This window comes from Lysinibacillus sp. NPDC093197 (assembly GCF_044754025.1).
Classification (GTDB): domain Bacteria; phylum Bacillota; class Bacilli; order Bacillales_A; family Planococcaceae; genus Lysinibacillus.
The window spans coordinates 238627-254669 of record NZ_JBIVOH010000003.1; the positions used below are offsets into that span (position 1 = coordinate 238627).

Here is a 16043-nt window from a genome sequence, read left to right on the forward strand (position 1 = left end):
TAGAACATTAAAAACGCCCATACTCATGTAGGGGCGTTTAATCTTTATCCTAGCAACGCACGGTCTGAATTCATTTTCTCTCCACGGATGCGTTCAAATTCAGCCATTAAATCAGGAATTGTTAGTTCGTGTTTACGATCCTCACCGACTTCCAAAATGATTTGACCTTTATCCATCATAATGAGGCGATTTCCTAAATCCAATGCTTGTTGCATATTGTGTGTTACCATCAGCGTTGTAAGGTTATCCTTTTCAACTAAATGCTTCGTAATGCGCGTAATAAGCTCAGCACGCGAAGGGTCAAGTGCTGCTGTATGCTCATCTAGCAATAAAATCGATGGCTTCGTAAACGTGGCCATGAGAAGTGATAACGCCTGACGCTCACCACCAGAAAGAAGACCAACCTTTGCCGATAGACGATTTTCCAAGTTTAAGCCAAGCATCTCTAATGATTCCTTAAAAACTTGTCGGCGCTTCTTATCCACACCAATATGCAATCCCCGACTCTTATTTCTAGAATACGCTAGTGCTAAATTTTCTTCAATCGTCATTGTTGGTGCTGTACCCGCCATAGGGTCCTGAAACACTCGCCCAATAAAATGCGAGCGTTTATATTCAGGCAACCCCGTCACGTTATTACCGTCTATTAAAACAGAACCGAAGTCAGGTGTTAACGCGCCAGAAATCATATTCATCATCGTTGATTTACCGGCACCATTACTACCGATTATTGTAACGAAATCACCTGGTTTTAAATGCAGGTTTATTTCAGCAAGTGCAATTTTTTCATCAGGTGTACCTTCATTGAAAATTTTGTTAATGCCGTCTAATTTAAGCAAGGCCTTTTCCCCCCTGCTCTACCGGTTTTACTTGAGTACGTTCTGCTGCACGCTTTGCTTTGCGCTTTCGTTCTTTATTTTTATCGACAAATTGCGGTACGACAAGCGCTAAAATAACGATAATCGCCGTGATTAATTTCATATCGCCTGAATCAAGGAAATCAACGCGTAATGCTAACGCTAAAATAATGCGGTAAATAATAGCACCTGCGATTACAGCTAAAGTAGTTCGCATAATTGTTTTTGTGCCAAAGATTGCTTCACCTATAATGACAGAAGCAAGGCCGATCACAATCATACCGATCCCCATACTAACATCTGAGAACTTCGAATATTGTGCGATTAAAGCTCCAGAAAATGCGACAAGTGCATTTGAAAGACCTAGCCCAAGAATAATAAGTGTATCTGTATTCGCAGAGAAACTACGAATCATTCGTTTATTATCTCCTGTTGCTCGGATAGCAAGCCCGACTTCTGTTTTTAAGAACCAGTCCGCAATAAATTTAATTAAAATCGTGATGAGTAAAACTACAATCAACGTACCCCAAGTTGACGGTACTTGCTGAATGCCGATGCTTTCTAATACGTTATTTAATGCATCATCGATACCTAAATTACTCCAAAATGTTTGAAACTTTGAAAACAATGTTTCAGAGTTTAACAATGGAATATTCGGACGACCTATCGTACTTTCTGCAGTTAACCCCATGATACGTAGGTTAATAGAATACAAGGCAATCATCATTAAAATCCCTGATAATAGCGGATTGATCTTCCCTTTTGTGTGAAGAATTCCTGTCATACATCCTGCAATAAATCCAGCAACAATTGCCACTAAAGTCGCTAAGATTGGGTGGTAGCCAAGCAGAATCATTGTCGCTGCTGTTGCCGCCCCTGTTACAAAGCTTCCATCAACCGTTAAATCCGGAAAATCTAACACACGGAATGTTAAGTACACACCGAGTGCCATAATTGCATAGATGATTCCTTGCTCCACTGAGCCAAATATTGCTGTAAACATCGTTGAATCATCTCCTAAAAATTATCGTATCATTCACGTCTCGTTGTAATCGCGTCTTTATTTTTTCGAGTTTGCTTGAAAAGTACCTCATAATCTATAACATCCGCCGTGGGCTTTTTCTCGGCTAAGCTAGGTTTTAAACCCCACTGCATTGGTAGCACTTTGGCATTCATTCCCCACTATAGGAGCAATAGACTTCTTCGGAAGCAAATTAAAATGAAGATAAAGCGGGGTTAATCCTCCCCCGCTTCAGCTTAAAATTGACTTCACTTATGCATTATTTCTCTAAAAGCTCTGCGCCCCAAGAATCTTTAATTTCGATTCCTAAATCATCAGCTACTTTTTTGTTCACTACTAATTTTAAGTTTTGAGGATATTGAGCTGGTGTATCAGCTGCCGTAGCCTCACCTTTTAAAATTTTCACAGCCATTTGACCAGCCTCATAACCGATATCATAGTACTCAAAGCCGAATGCCGCTAAGCCACCACGCTCCACAGAATCAAGTTCTCCTACAATAAGCGGTAATTTATTTGCATTAGCAACATCAATGACAGATTCTAATGCAGAAACTACTGTATTATCTGTAATGATATAGAATGCATCTACTTTACCAATTAATGATTCAGCAGCTTGTTTTACATCTGCTGAAGTTGCAGCTGAAGCTTCTTTTACTTCAAGCCCTTGCTCGGCCATTACCTTTTTCACTTCTGTTACTTGTGCTACCGAATTTTGCTCACCAGCATTGTAGACCATACCTACATTTTTAGCACCTAGCTCTTTTAAGAATGCTACCGTTTTAGAAATCGTTTCAGGATGTAAATCAATCGTACCTGTTACATTTTTCCCTGGTTTCTCCATTGATTCAATTAGTTGCGCACCAACTGCATCTGTTACCGAAGTAAAGATAATTGGAATATCGCTTGTAGCAGTCGCTGCCGCTTGTGCAGAAGGTGTAGAGTTAGCAAAAATTAAATCTACGTTTGCACTTACTAGGTTATTGGCAATTGTCGTATTCAGACTGTTATCACCTTGTGCGATTTGTGGATCGTATTCCACTTTTAAGCCAGAATCCTCAATCGCTTTTTTAAAGCCTTCTGTTGCCGCATTTAAAGATGGATGCTCAACAATTTGCGTAATCCCGATTTTATATGTTTTTTGATCTACACTACCGCTCTCACTTGCATTATTCTTTTCGTCGCCTTTTGAATCAGATGAACTAGAACCCCCGCTACCACAAGCAGCAAGCAGTAATACTAATCCAAATAATAGGAACGAAAGCTTTGTCATATTGCGCTTCACAATTAATCCCCCCGACTAATATCTCTATTATCTATCACACTTCACTCTAGCAAAGTGTGAATGTATCGCTATATTATCGTTATTATTGATATTCGTCAACAACATTATGAATGTTCTGACTTTTATATTTGACAAAATATTTTACTTTTTCGTTCAATTTGGCGCTTTAAACCGCTAAACTGCTACATTTCTAGTACTATAATTCTTTTGTAATATAATAAATAATTGTATGGCAATTTTTCGAAAGTTAAAGTGCGCCTCCATATGTTGTTGTGCGTAAAACTGGTTAAGCCTCTTTTTCATGGCACAAAAAAAGATCGAGCTAACATAACCCGATCTTAAAACTTAGTTATAAATTAAAAGCTTAACAGATTCAATTGTAGAAAAAATACGCGAAAATACATCTTGAATACTCTCTTTTTTTTTAACTCATATCTCCATGTATTGTCCTTATATTCTTGATCTGTTCCTAAATATAAGAACCCAGTTGCATAACTTGAAGGTTGAATATCAATAACATCGTCATACTGAACACCTTCATTGACAAATGGTACATGAGCTTTCGTAGATTGCATGAAAAATATCGGAACTTTTAACGTCTTATAAGAAAGCACATATTGATCATCAGCTGCTTCACTTAGAAATTCTTTCATAATCATAATTGCATCTAATTCTTTAGAAAGATATTCCGTTTTATTTTTCAAATCCTCAAAGGTAGTTTTTTGAAAGATAATATTTTCTTCTCTTATTGCAGGAATTGTACCAATTACACCGATCTTTAAATCTTTTCCTGTATATACATTATATTCTTTTTCCTTATTACTACAACCAACTAGTAGAATCAACATCCCGAATAACAGTGGTAAGATTTTCTTCAAAGCTACACCTCCAATTACACTAAAGATAGTTGATATTATAATGTTTCTCACTAATACCTAACACTTCCCGTTTTGTGTGTAATAATTACTCGTTATGGCAACTAAATAAGTGACACCAGTAGTTCCTGTAGTTGATGTCGTTATCTGTTATAGTGACTTTACAAATTCACTTATTCTCTAATTAAAACTAATTATAGTTGAGGCTTTCCCGCCATTTCAACCGACATTTTCTTGTCAGCACACCAAATCTTTATACCTGTATATTTAGCAATTTTAGTAATTGAAAAATAGATACAATACTGCGAATATTCTGGTTGTCTTGTATTTAACACATAGCTATTTACAAACCCTCATGAACACTGATATGATAGCACTTGCTCTACGTGGTTCGTAACCATCCCACGAAAAAAAACTAAGGAGAAATGAATATGAAAGTTAAATTTTTAGCAGCAAGTGGCATTATTGCCGCGCTTTATATTGCTGTTACTTTGCTAGTCGCACCATTCGGTTTTACAGAGGTGCAATTCCGCGTTTCGGAAATTTTTAATCATTTAGTTGCCTTTAACCCTCGCTTTGCCGTTGGGATTATTATGGGTGTCTTTATTTCCAATTTATTTTCACCACTCGGTGCTTACGATTTAGTTTTCGGCGTTGGGCAGACAATGATTACGCTTGGCCTATTTATTGTTATTTGTAAATTTGTAAAAAATATATGGGCACGGTTAATTATTAACACCTTTTTATTTACTTGCACGATGTTTATCATCGCCTTCGAACTGAACTTAGCACTGGAATTACCATTCTTTTGGACATGGCTAACAGTCGCAGCAGGTGAATTTGTTGTATTAGCAGTCGGTGCGCCAATTATGTATATCCTTAATAAGCGCTTAAATTTCAAAAACTTGATTTAACAGACGAGTCTTTTTAGATTCGTCTTTTTTTGTCCTCTCTAAGCTTTTGTGACTTCGTTAATCCTTGCATCAAAAATCCATTTTCTTTCTCTTGACACTATTTTGAAAATACTTTAAAATTTTTCAATAATAAATGCTAAGAAAAAGAATAGTAGCAAGAACTTGTACTTTTAGAGAGCTGATGGCTGGTGAAAATCAGTAGTATGAACTTGTGAATGGACTTTGGAGCAGCCTCAGTAAAATGAGGCCGAACTAACTCCCCGTTACAGGAGTACACAAGCGCGCAATTTTGCGAATAAAGGTGGCACCACGGTTACTCGTCCTTTTTATAGAGGGATTGAAGTGGCTTTTTTTTATGGAAAATTAGAATAGAGGAGTCGAGAACAGATGAGTACAACAGTCGAGCAAAAAGGATATTTTGGTGAATTTGGAGGTAGCTTCGTTCCTGAAGAACTTCAAAATGTTTTAAATATTTTAGATGAGAATTTCCAAAAATATAAGGATGATGCAGATTTTAATAATGAACTAGATTATTATTTCCGTGAATATGTAGGTCGTAAATCGCCACTATATTTTGCTGAGAACTTAACAAAGCAACTAGGTGGCGCTAAAATTTATTTAAAGCGTGAAGATCTTAATCATACTGGTTCTCATAAAATTAATAATGTACTAGGTCAAATATTACTTGCAAAACGTATGGGTGCTAATCGTGTAATAGCAGAAACAGGTGCAGGTCAACACGGTGTTGCCACAGCAACAGCTTGTGCAATGTTTGGCATGGATTGCACAGTCTACATGGGGCTAGAAGATACAAAGCGTCAAGCATTAAACGTATTCCGTATGGAGCTACTCGGTGCGAAAGTCGTTGCGGTTGATAAAGGGCAAGGGCGTTTAAAAGATGCAGTAGACGAGGCATTTGCTGATTTAGTAGAAAACTATGAAACAACTTTCTATTTATTAGGCTCTGCGGTAGGACCACATCCTTTCCCTTCAATGGTGAAGCATTTCCAATCGGTAATTAGCCGTGAGAGTCGTGAACAAATTTTAGAAAAAGAAGGTAAGCTCCCAGCAGCCGTGCTTGCTTGTGTTGGTGGTGGCAGTAATGCAATCGGTGCATTTGCAGAATATATCGCTGATGAAGGAGTTCGCTTAATCGGCATTGAGCCCGATAAAGCAGCGACATTGAATGAAGGTACTCCAGGTGAATTACATGGTTTCAAATGCTTACTACTGCAAGATGCACAAGGTAATCCACTGCCAACGTATTCTATCGCTGCTGGTCTTGACTACCCTGGCGCAGGTCCTGAACATAGTTATTTAAAAACAATCGGTCGCGGTGAGTATGTAACAGTTTCAAACGAAGAAGTACTTGAAGCATTCCAAATACTTTCTAAAGTTGAAGGAATTATTCCTGCATTGGAAAGCTCGCATGCTGTTGCACATGCATTCAAATTAGCTCCAACTTTATCACCTGAAGAGAGTATTATCATTAATATTTCAGGTCGCGGAGATAAAGACGTTGAACAAGTTTTCAATATGTTGAATAAATAATAGCTCCAAAAGCGGTTGATTTTCGTTATGTGGATGCGTTCCACTCCAATCAACGGCTACAATTATAAGGCTGAAAAAGACAAAGGCATCGAGAAATGTATTCTCGATGCCTTATATCATGTTACACAAGCGTACTTAATTTCGGATAAATTTCCGTCACATTGTCACGTAACTTAGCTTTTAAGAATTTGCCGACAGACGTTTTTGGTATTTCATCTAGAAATACAATATCGTCCGGCACCCACCATTTCGCAAATTGACTTTCTAAAAATGCTAACAATTCTTCTTCCGTTGCTGACATCCCTTCCTTTAAAACTACGCAAGCAAGCGGACGTTCTTGCCATTTGGCATGTGGAATTGCAATTACTGCTGCTTCAAAAATAGCGTCATGTGTCATTAATGCATTTTCTAAATCTACGGATGAAATCCATTCCCCACCAGATTTAATTAAATCTTTTGTGCGATCGGTAATTTTAATAAAGCCATCCGCCGTTCGTACCGCAATATCTCCCGTAAATAACCAACCATCTCGATATGCATCTTTCGTACGCTCGTCACGATAGTATTCATGTGAAATCCAAGGACCACGTAGACGTAATTCCCCCATCGTCTCACCATCCCACGGCACCTCTCCATTATCATTGACAATACTAGACTCAATACCAGCCATCGTCATACCTTGCATAGCACGCGCTTCAATTCGTTTTTCAATCGACCATTCATCCATCCATGACATATAATTCGATAATGCAACGATTGGTGTCGTCTCTGTCATCCCATAGACAACGATATACGGAATACCGTACTTTTCTTCAAAAGTACGAATTAAACGTGTTGGTGATGCCGAACCACCACAACAAATCGCACGTAGTGAACTAATATCTCGCTCACGCTTCTCCTGTTCCTGTAATGCACCAATCCAAATTGTCGGTACACCTGCCGTCAATGTTACCTTTTCTTGCTCTACTAAATCTAAAATTAAATCAGATGTAAATTGAGGGCCTGGCAATACTTGACTTGCTCCCACATTAACACTCGCAAATGGTAAACCCCATGCATTCGCATGGAACATCGGCACAATCGGCATTACCACATCACGTTCAGCAATACCCATGGAATCGGACATGCTAAGCATCATACTGTGTAGCACTAAGCCACGATGAGAATAAACAACTCCTTTTGGATTCCCTGTCGTTGCACTTGTATAACACATACCTGCTGGTGCTTCTTCTTCTAAATCATCCGGAAATTCGAAGTTTTCATCCGCAGATGCTAATAATTCCTCATAAGACAAAGCATTCGGTAATGTTGTCTCTGGTAGAGTATCTTCATCTGTCATAATAATATAGTGTTTTACTGTCTTTAACTCAGATGCAATATTTTCAATGATAGGGACAAGATCTTCATCAATCATTAAAATTTCATCTTCCGCATGGTTAATAATATAAATTAAATGTTCTTCTGATAATCGAATATTGACCATATGCAATATAGCACCAGCACATGGCACCGCAAAATACGCCTCTAAGTGGCGATGCTGATTCCAAGCGAAGGAACCAATCTTCTTTCCCTTTTCCATCCCCAGCTTTGTAAGCGCATCTGCTAATCGACGGGTTCTCTTCGCCCATTCTCCATATGTTAAACGGTGAATTTTATGTGGGCTTGTACGTGACACGATTGTCTTTCTAGCAAAATAACTTTCTGCTCGCTTAAAAAAATTTGTTAATACTAACGGTGCTTGCATCATAAAACATCATCCCTTCTTCTTGTGAATTCCCCCAAACTTTGTAGAATATTAACATCAATTTTAACAGAATAATATTAATATTCTGAATATGATTATATTAAAAAATTAATTACGATGCTATATATTCCAAAAATTTTCTTTTTCATGCTCACTTTTTCTTTCCTATCCATCTTTTTCAATACATCCATTCATATCTTTTCTCGACAAAAAAACAGGCAAAGAAAACAAAATTGTTTTCCTCACCTGCTTTATAGTACAAACTTCTGGTTTAATATATATTTTTTAAGAAATAGCCTTTTTTTGCAGCTTAATTTTTAATTTCTCTAACATATCAACCGTCATTTTAGCTAAGTCATATTCCGCTTTGAAGCCCCATTCATTTTTAGCTGCCTCTGTATTTATAGAGTTTGGCCAACTGTCAGCAATCGCCTGACGCACTGGATCTACTTTATAATCCATACGGAATTGTGGCAAATGCTTTTTAATTTCAGCCGCTATTTGAGATGGTTCAAAACTCATCGCAGTAATATTAAATGCATTGCGGTGAATTAACTTGCTACTGTCAGCTTCCATTAAATCTACAATAGCTTGTAATGCATCCGGCATATACATCATATCCATGTAAGTTCCTTCTTGAATATACGATGTATACTTCCCTTGCTGAATTGCTTCATAAAATATTTCAACCGCATAGTCTGTCGTACCGCCTCCAGGAGGAGTTACATAAGAAATTAAACCTGGGAAACGTACCCCACGTGTATCTACACCAAAACGATTAAAATAATAGTCACATAATAATTCACCGGCTACTTTGTTAACACCATACATAGTTGTTGGGCGCTGTAACGTATCTTGTGGTGTATCATCCTTAGGTGTAGATGGTCCAAATGCACCGATTGAACTTGGTGTGAAAAATTGTAAATTTAACTCACGGGAAACTTCTAACGCATTCATCAGACCACCCATGTTTAAATTCCAGGCAAGTAACGGATTTTTTTCCGCTGTTGCAGATAATAATGCTGCCAAATGCATCATCGTATCTGCCCCAAAATCCTTAGCTAAAACATGCATCCTTTGTCCATCTGTTACGTCCAGTACTTCGAATGGACCCTTAGTATGTTCAAGCTTTCGTATATCCGTCGCCAATATATTGTCCTCTCCATAAATACTACGAAGTTTTTCTACTAGCTCAGAGCCAATTTGACCAAGAGCACCTGTAACCATAATCTTTTCCATTTCTCCAAACCTCCACATATGAACAATTGTACTCCTGAGAAGTACAATATTTTATACTAAAACATTGATTTAATAACACTTTTGATGAATTTTATTATAAAGTGTTCATATTAAAAATACAACAATAATATGTGCAATTTTCTAAAAAAGAACATAAAACGCCTTGTTACCAGTATATGATATTGTATTAAAAGTGTTCTGATGCATTCATTAAAAATACATTTGTACTTTCCATAAATACAATTATCTATTTTTTCACATAATAAAAGAACCTCTTTGACCTTTTAATGTCAAGAGGTTCTTAATTCTTATTTTTTCATTAGATTGAAAAGCGTTTCACAGCAATTTGCAATACCTTTGAAACTTTTCGTAATTCTTTTATATAATTATGAAATTGTTGCTGTGCATTTAATTGATCTGCAGTTAACTTAGCCACATGTTTGGTCGAGGCAGCATTCGTATCTGAAAGAGATGTTAACATGACGGCATCTTCGTTAACCTTTTTCGTATGCTCAGCTATTTCTTGAACTGTCGACGATACCTCAACTATATAAGGCTGGATATTATTCACTTTTTCTAATATTTGATTGAAGCTTGTTGCTGTTTCTGAAGTTACATTTACACCCTTTTCGGTAGCAATTAATACACCTTCCATCATCTTAACAGCATAGTGAGAATCTGTATGGATGTTTTGCACAATAGACGTAATCGTATTAGTTGAATGAACTGTTTGCTCCGCTAGCTTGCGCACCTCATTCGCAACGACTGCAAACCCTTGCCCATGCGTGCCAGCTCTAGCAGCTTCGATGGACGCATTCAAAGCAAGTAAATTTGTTTGTGCTGTTATTTTTTCGATTACTTCAACCATTTGATCAATTGTAGCGGCACGTTCAACTAAATTAAAAATAGCTGTATTTGATTTTTCTACCGCTTGTTTAATAGCTTGAATTTGTGTTAAGTTTGCCTGCACAATTTCTGTACCACTCTCTGCTTCGTGTGCAGTGTCATGTGCAAAACTCTCTACAAGCTGCACCTTTTCTAATATAATCTGTACACCATTTAGTACTTCTTCTAATGAAGCTGAATTGGACGCTAATTTAGTAGTTGACGCAGTAGTTAACTCCGCAATATTTTGCACATCTTCGGCAATTTTAAGCGTAGTTGTAGAAGATTGCTCAGAGGATTGTTGCAAATTTTCTGTCATACCTTCTACTTCTTGCGCACTATTTGTAACCGTATGTAGTAATTGCTTTACTTCTGTTGCCATCTGATTATAAGACAGTATAACATCCCCTAGCTCATCATGTGCCACATAGCTCGCATTGGCTGTAAAATCTCCTTGTTCCGCTCGTTTTAATAGTGATTTTAATTGCCGAGTTGGTATATTGACTGCTTTCGTTGCAACTAAACCAATGAAAATAACTAATAGTACCACAAACATACAGACGCTACCTAATAACCAATAACCAAATTGTACATCCTTTTGGTAAGCCTGCTGCTGTTCCTCTGCTCTTTGCACTAAGTAGCTCTGTGTTTCTTCTAAAATTGAATGGCTATGTTGGCTTACAGGGAAATAGGACAGCTCATAAAATTGCTGACGTTCTTCCGAATTTAACTGCTGATAGTTTTCAACTAACTCTACCTGCTGCGTGAATATTGTATTATACTTCTTTACCTGATGATTCATCTTTTTATCAATCGTTAATTTTTCTAAATGACCTAAAGGCTGTTCAATATTATTTAGAATAGCCGCCATCTCTTGGTAATCACCACTGGAATCCACTAAAAAATCCAATTGTCTTTGTGCTTCTTCTAACTCATTTAGCCATCCAATTGGTACAAGCCCCTCGGTATAACTCTCACTTGCATGCCACGACATTTTCCGTAAATAATCTACACTAAATATACCGATTAGGATATTTGATAGTACACAAACAATCATGAGTACAAGCAGCTTATCTTTTACCTTAATATAACGAAAAAATTGCATCATCTTCGGCTCCTTCTCCAACTCTTACCATTAATCATAGTATGGAGATATAAAGCCAGTGTTATGTTTTTGTAAAATTTTCTAGAAATCTGAAGAAATTATCATATGCTCTTACGGAACCTTCTTTAATTCCATTCGTTCCCTATTACTAGTTGGTTTTTCCAAAAACGAAAGGAGGTGAAACTGTTGCAGCTAAAAAAATTAGATAATAGTTTAGCAATTAGTCTATTATTGCTAGGAATTATTAGTTGTCTTTTCGTACATTCTAGCAGTATCGCATTTGAACAGTATGCAAGCTTGTTTATTGTAAAGCAATTTATTTATTTTAGCCTTGGATTTTTAATTATGTACGGCGTTGCAACACTTGATATTGAGCAACTTAAAAAAATAGGCTGGCCATTTTATTGGATGATCGTAGTCCTCACATTTGGCTTATTTATTGCTCCAGAGAGCATCGCTCGAACGATAAATGAGGCGAAATCTTGGTACCAAGTTCCACTATTAGGATCATTTCAGCCATCAGAGTTTTTGAAATTTGCATTTTTAATTGTTGTCAGTAAAGTCATTGTCGCCCATCAAGCAAAATATGTACGCCCTTCCTTTCTATCAGATATGCGCCTACTATTTACGATTGGCATTATTACTCTTCCACCGACACTTGCTGTCTATAAGCAACCTGATACAGGCATGGTTATGTTATACATGGCGATGATTATACCAATGATTTACTTCTCAGGCATTCAAACTAAATTACTCGTAATCTTTACAGCCATCCCAGTTTCAATCGTGACTGTTATTGCTACTCTTTATATAAAGTTTAATGATTTTTTTACAGAAAAACTATTAAGTAAATTATCTGGGCATCAGGTTTCTCGTATATATGGGTGGCTACAACCTTATGAATATACTGATTCATCTTTTCAGACTAGACAAGGCTTTATGGCCATAGGTTCAGGAGAGTTCATTGGGAAAGGCTATTTACACAATAATGTCTATGTCCCAGAAAAGCATACCGATTTCATTTTTTCTGCTATCGCTGAAGAAGTAGGTTTTATTGGAGGGGCTTTTGTTATTGCGCTATTATTTTTTGTTATTTACCGTATTGTCCTAATTACCGTTCAAGCAAAGGATCCATTTATGACACTTATGGGTGCAGGCATCTCCAGTTTATTAGCATTCCAAATTACGCAAAATATTGGTATGACGATTGGACTTTTACCTGTAACAGGAGTAACGTTACCGTTTCTAAGCTATGGAGGGAGCTCACTACTTTCAAATTTCATGTTAATGGGTATCGTCATGATTATCCATAACTCTTATAAGGGATATATGTTTAAAGTAGGGGATTAACAAAATGCAAGTAGAGATTAGTACATACCATTCTCTACTTGCTAAGTTAAAGGGGGATTAATTAGTTAAAAACCTTTTCATACTTGCATTATATTGATCGATAAAAATTTTAGCTTCATCACTAGATAATTTTAATGCAGCTAAAGCGGCACCGCCCACTGGTAAGCTATAGGTACCCATGAAGTCATACTGATTACTATTCTTTTTATCAATTGCGACTAATTTTTCAATAAATAGCCTTAACTCATTAAAAACTCCTCCAGCTAGCACTACTTTGACACGCTTATTTGCAAACGAATTTTTTTTGTAACAAGCGTCTATACTTTGATAAAAAACATGGCATACCTGATCAATAATTGTTTTGGCTTCTCCATCACCACGTTTAGCGCATTCGATTGCTATCTTACTTAGTGGGGATATTGTATCACGTGGATGTCCTTCACCATACACTACTTCAATTATCTGCGGAACGGATTGTAATTGAAAATATTCTAATACTGCTGCTGTTAGGAGCGTTTCAGGACCTCTTTTATCAAATGCTTTAAATACCGCTTTTAATGTGCGAATGCCAATATCATAGCCACTGCCCTCATCATCAAAAATATAACCCCATCCTGCTGTACGCTCAATTTTTCCAGACGAATCTATACTGAGTGTAATCGCACCTGTACCAGAAATCTGTACAATGCCAGGCTGGCCCAATGTTCCCGCATATAACGCGTTCACTCCATCATTCGATAGTGATAGTTGACAGTCTTTAGGTAAAAGCGAGGATAATAATTCACGGGTAATTTTCTCATTATTATTTTCTGTTACTCCCGATAGACCCGCATGGCACTTTGTAATATGTTGAAATTCGTGAAGTCCCTGTCTTTTTAAATCATTTATTAGTTCTGTTATCGTCTCTGTAAATTGCTCCATACTCATGGATGTGGGGTTACTTTTACCCGTTTCTGCTAGCGCCAAAATTTGGCCATGACATGTTGAGATTGTTGCAATTGTTTTTGTTCCACCACCGTCAATTGCCAAAACATACAAGTGCCTTCACCTCTATACAATTTTAATTGTAGAAACAATTTCTCCTACCTCAACCCCTGCGTCATTACGCACAAATGAAGGAGATAAAGCTTTAATACGCTCAATTGTTTCTCGATTTGTATATTGAATTTGTTCCAATACAGAAGCAATTACATGTGGCCATGGACTTTCTGAGCCATTCATAATTTTCAAAGCGAAACTTACCCCTTCTTTCCTTAGAGCAAAACAGTATACGCCCTGTGCCCCGCCCTTCGCCACAATATTAGAATCCTTCAATAATGCCGTACAAATAAAGTTTTGAGATGCAATGATCTGATTATGTTGATTCATTACTTCAGTAAGCTTTATTACTGCTTCACGAATCTGTTGATCATCAATTAATTCTGGTCGTGCTAGCTTTAAATAGGCTAATGCCATATTTTTTAGTGGAATCGCAAAGACCGGCGCACCACAGCCATCAATCCCTGTATGAATTTTCTCCACATCATATTCACTTAAATAAGCAATGTATTTTTTTATCATCTGCTGCAGTGGATGATCTGGATGGCAATATTGCTTCACATCATAGCCATTTGCTAGACAGGCAGTTAAAAATCCTAAATGCTTGCCCGCACAATTATGAAATAGTTTTCTCTTTTCAAAGCCCTGTTGAATATACTGTGTTTTAGGTTCCTCATTTAATGGATAGGATGCAGCACAAATTAACTCATTTTCATTAATAGGTATTTTTTCTAACAAAGAGACTAACGCCTCTTGATGATAAATTTCACCTCTTTGTGAAGCCAGAAATAATGCACTTTCTTTTGAAGTAATCCCGTACTTTTCTATAAAATCGGTCATAAAAATGGGAATGGCTTGAAATGGTTTTGCTGCAGAACGAAAATACACAGGCTCATAATCTTGACCTACAGAGACGAATTCTTCCTTCGTTAGATTCACAGCACTCATTTGTCCATAATGCACATTTTCCATTAATCCTGAACGATACTCTTTTAAAAATTCTGAGTAAGCCACGAATGAACCAACCTTTCTTTAAACAGACAGCAACTGCTTTTGTGCTTGTAATGCCGCTCCTTTAACAACCCCTTCTTTTAATTGATTTGAAAACTGCAAATCAAAGGGTTGTAATTCCTTCCATATATACTGTCTACACTTTTCACTAAGTAATTTTTGAAATGTTACATTATGCTCAATAATCTCTCCACTGACTATGACAGCCTCCGGTTCATATAAACAAACTAGATTATTGATGGCAATAGCTAAAAATGTAGCTACATCTTGTTGAATATCAATTGCCCATTGCTCACCATGATCAACACAATGCAAAACCTCTTCTATTGATTGAATATTAAGATTTTTAGGCGTTCTTTTTAACAACGCTACTTCAGAAACATACATGGATAAGCATCCTCTTTTACCACAATGACATATTTCACCAAAGGGATTAATCGTGATATGGCTTATTTCTCCCGCTTTATTTTGAATGCCACGATAGACTTCTCCATTTAATAGTATAGATGCACCTATGCCCGTTCCAATTCCGACTAAAATACAATTTGAATACATTGGTGTATAAATATCACCAATTTCAGCATTGATTTGCATTTTTAATTCATTATCTACGATGACTTCACAACCAAAAATACAATTTAAATCTTCTTTTATGTGGCAGTTTTCCCACTTCAATTGCTCAGAGGAAACGACTATTCCTTCCTCGTTATTGATTACTCCTGGAATTCCTATCCCAATGCCTAGTAATTTATCTTGAACAATCTGATATTCCGTCATGATATTATCGATAGACTGTTTCAGTAGATGTAAAGCTTCTTCATATTGATGCCTAATGCTACATTTGACTTCCTGAAAGGCAATCAGCTTCCCTAAGAAATCTAATATACCTATCCGAATAGTAAAGCAATCAATTTCTATCCCGATAGTATATAAAGCATCTTCACGCATATGAATTAACGTAGGACGTCTACCAATGGCTGTTTCTTCCGATACCCCTTCTTGAATAAAGCCTTCCGCTTCTAGTTCCTGCACAATACGAGTAATGGTCGTAGGACTCATTTTTGTATATTTTGATAATTGAATTCTTGAAATTGGCGCCATCTGTCTTATTGCGTCAAGCACAATATATTTATTTTGCTTTCGCATCTGAACTTGATCTTGCTTTTTCAAA

General features: G+C 36.9%; 13 protein-coding genes, 1 riboswitch and 1 other annotated feature. Of the genes, 3 read left to right on the top strand and 10 right to left on the bottom strand.

Features of this window, described 5'->3' with window-relative positions; genetic code table 11:
• Positions 1 to 44: 44 nt before the first annotated feature.
• The 4 genes from ACIP9G_RS11130 to ACIP9G_RS11145 form a co-directional block, all read right to left on the bottom strand.
• Positions 45 to 839: an ABC transporter ATP-binding protein gene (locus ACIP9G_RS11130; protein ID WP_340821050.1), complete on the bottom strand. Its 795-nt coding sequence runs from the start codon at positions 837 to 839 to the stop codon at positions 45 to 47.
• Positions 832 to 1860, bottom strand: coding sequence for an ABC transporter permease (locus tag ACIP9G_RS11135; RefSeq protein WP_340821051.1), 1029 nt, complete (start codon positions 1858 to 1860; stop codon positions 832 to 834). Before ACIP9G_RS11135 ends, ACIP9G_RS11130 begins: the two co-directional genes overlap by 8 nt.
• A 277-nt stretch (positions 1861 to 2137) precedes the next feature.
• Positions 2138 to 3160 (bottom strand): ABC transporter substrate-binding protein, encoded by a 1023-nt coding sequence (locus ACIP9G_RS11140; protein WP_401019273.1) that lies wholly within the window; start codon positions 3158 to 3160, stop codon positions 2138 to 2140.
• 356 nt (positions 3161 to 3516) lie between these two features.
• On the bottom strand, positions 3517 to 4038 hold the full coding sequence (locus ACIP9G_RS11145; protein WP_401019275.1) for a hypothetical protein: 522 nt from the start codon (positions 4036 to 4038) through the stop codon (positions 3517 to 3519).
• A 377-nt stretch (positions 4039 to 4415) separates the two neighbouring features.
• Positions 4416 to 4460: riboswitch (PreQ1 riboswitch) on the top strand.
• A gap of 6 nt (positions 4461 to 4466) precedes the next feature.
• On the opposite strand from ACIP9G_RS11145, the gene ACIP9G_RS11150 reads away from it, so the two are divergent.
• Entirely contained in the window at positions 4467 to 4949 is a 483-nt protein-coding gene (locus tag ACIP9G_RS11150; protein WP_401019278.1) for a QueT transporter family protein, read from the top strand.
• Between the two features lie 129 nt (positions 4950 to 5078).
• Positions 5079 to 5277: a binding site (T-box leader), on the top strand.
• A 59-nt stretch (positions 5278 to 5336) separates the two neighbouring features.
• Positions 5337 to 6500 carry a tryptophan synthase subunit beta gene (gene trpB / locus ACIP9G_RS11155; protein WP_340821055.1) on the top strand — a complete coding sequence of 388 codons (1164 nt, stop codon included), beginning with the start codon at positions 5337 to 5339 and terminating at the stop codon, positions 6498 to 6500.
• Between the two features lie 121 nt (positions 6501 to 6621).
• On the opposite strand, the gene ACIP9G_RS11160 is transcribed toward trpB, so the two are convergent.
• The 3 genes from ACIP9G_RS11160 to ACIP9G_RS11170 all read right to left on the bottom strand — a co-directional run bounded on the left by ACIP9G_RS11160 (position 6622) and on the right by ACIP9G_RS11170 (position 11476).
• Positions 6622 to 8247 (bottom strand): long-chain fatty acid--CoA ligase, encoded by a 1626-nt coding sequence (locus ACIP9G_RS11160; RefSeq protein WP_401019281.1) that lies wholly within the window; start codon positions 8245 to 8247, stop codon positions 6622 to 6624.
• Between the two features lie 282 nt (positions 8248 to 8529).
• Entirely contained in the window at positions 8530 to 9483 is a 954-nt protein-coding gene (locus ACIP9G_RS11165; protein WP_401019282.1) for an L-threonine 3-dehydrogenase, read from the bottom strand.
• Positions 9484 to 9802: 319 nt separating this feature from the next.
• Positions 9803 to 11476, bottom strand: a complete 1674-nt coding sequence (locus ACIP9G_RS11170; RefSeq protein WP_401019284.1) for a HAMP domain-containing methyl-accepting chemotaxis protein — start codon at positions 11474 to 11476, stop codon at positions 9803 to 9805.
• Positions 11477 to 11650: 174 nt separating this feature from the next.
• Here ACIP9G_RS11170 and ACIP9G_RS11175 point away from each other — a divergent pair, with 174 nt between their 5' ends.
• Positions 11651 to 12823 carry an FtsW/RodA/SpoVE family cell cycle protein gene (locus ACIP9G_RS11175; protein WP_401019287.1) on the top strand — a complete coding sequence of 391 codons (1173 nt, stop codon included), beginning with the start codon at positions 11651 to 11653 and terminating at the stop codon, positions 12821 to 12823.
• 57 nt (positions 12824 to 12880) lie between these two features.
• On the opposite strand, the gene ACIP9G_RS11180 is transcribed toward ACIP9G_RS11175, so the two are convergent.
• Genes ACIP9G_RS11180 through ACIP9G_RS11190 form a run of 3 tightly spaced genes read right to left on the bottom strand, consistent with a single transcriptional unit; the run spans position 12881 to position 16042 of the window.
• Positions 12881 to 13861 (bottom strand): N-acetylglucosamine kinase, encoded by a 981-nt coding sequence (locus ACIP9G_RS11180; protein WP_401019290.1) that lies wholly within the window; start codon positions 13859 to 13861, stop codon positions 12881 to 12883.
• A 12-nt stretch (positions 13862 to 13873) separates the two neighbouring features.
• A complete protein-coding gene (locus tag ACIP9G_RS11185; RefSeq protein ID WP_401019292.1) occupies positions 13874 to 14875 on the bottom strand; it encodes an asparaginase in 1002 nt (333 codons plus the stop codon).
• Between the two features lie 18 nt (positions 14876 to 14893).
• Entirely contained in the window at positions 14894 to 16042 is a 1149-nt protein-coding gene (locus ACIP9G_RS11190) for an ROK family transcriptional regulator (RefSeq protein WP_401019294.1), read from the bottom strand.
• Position 16043 lies beyond the last annotated feature (1 nt).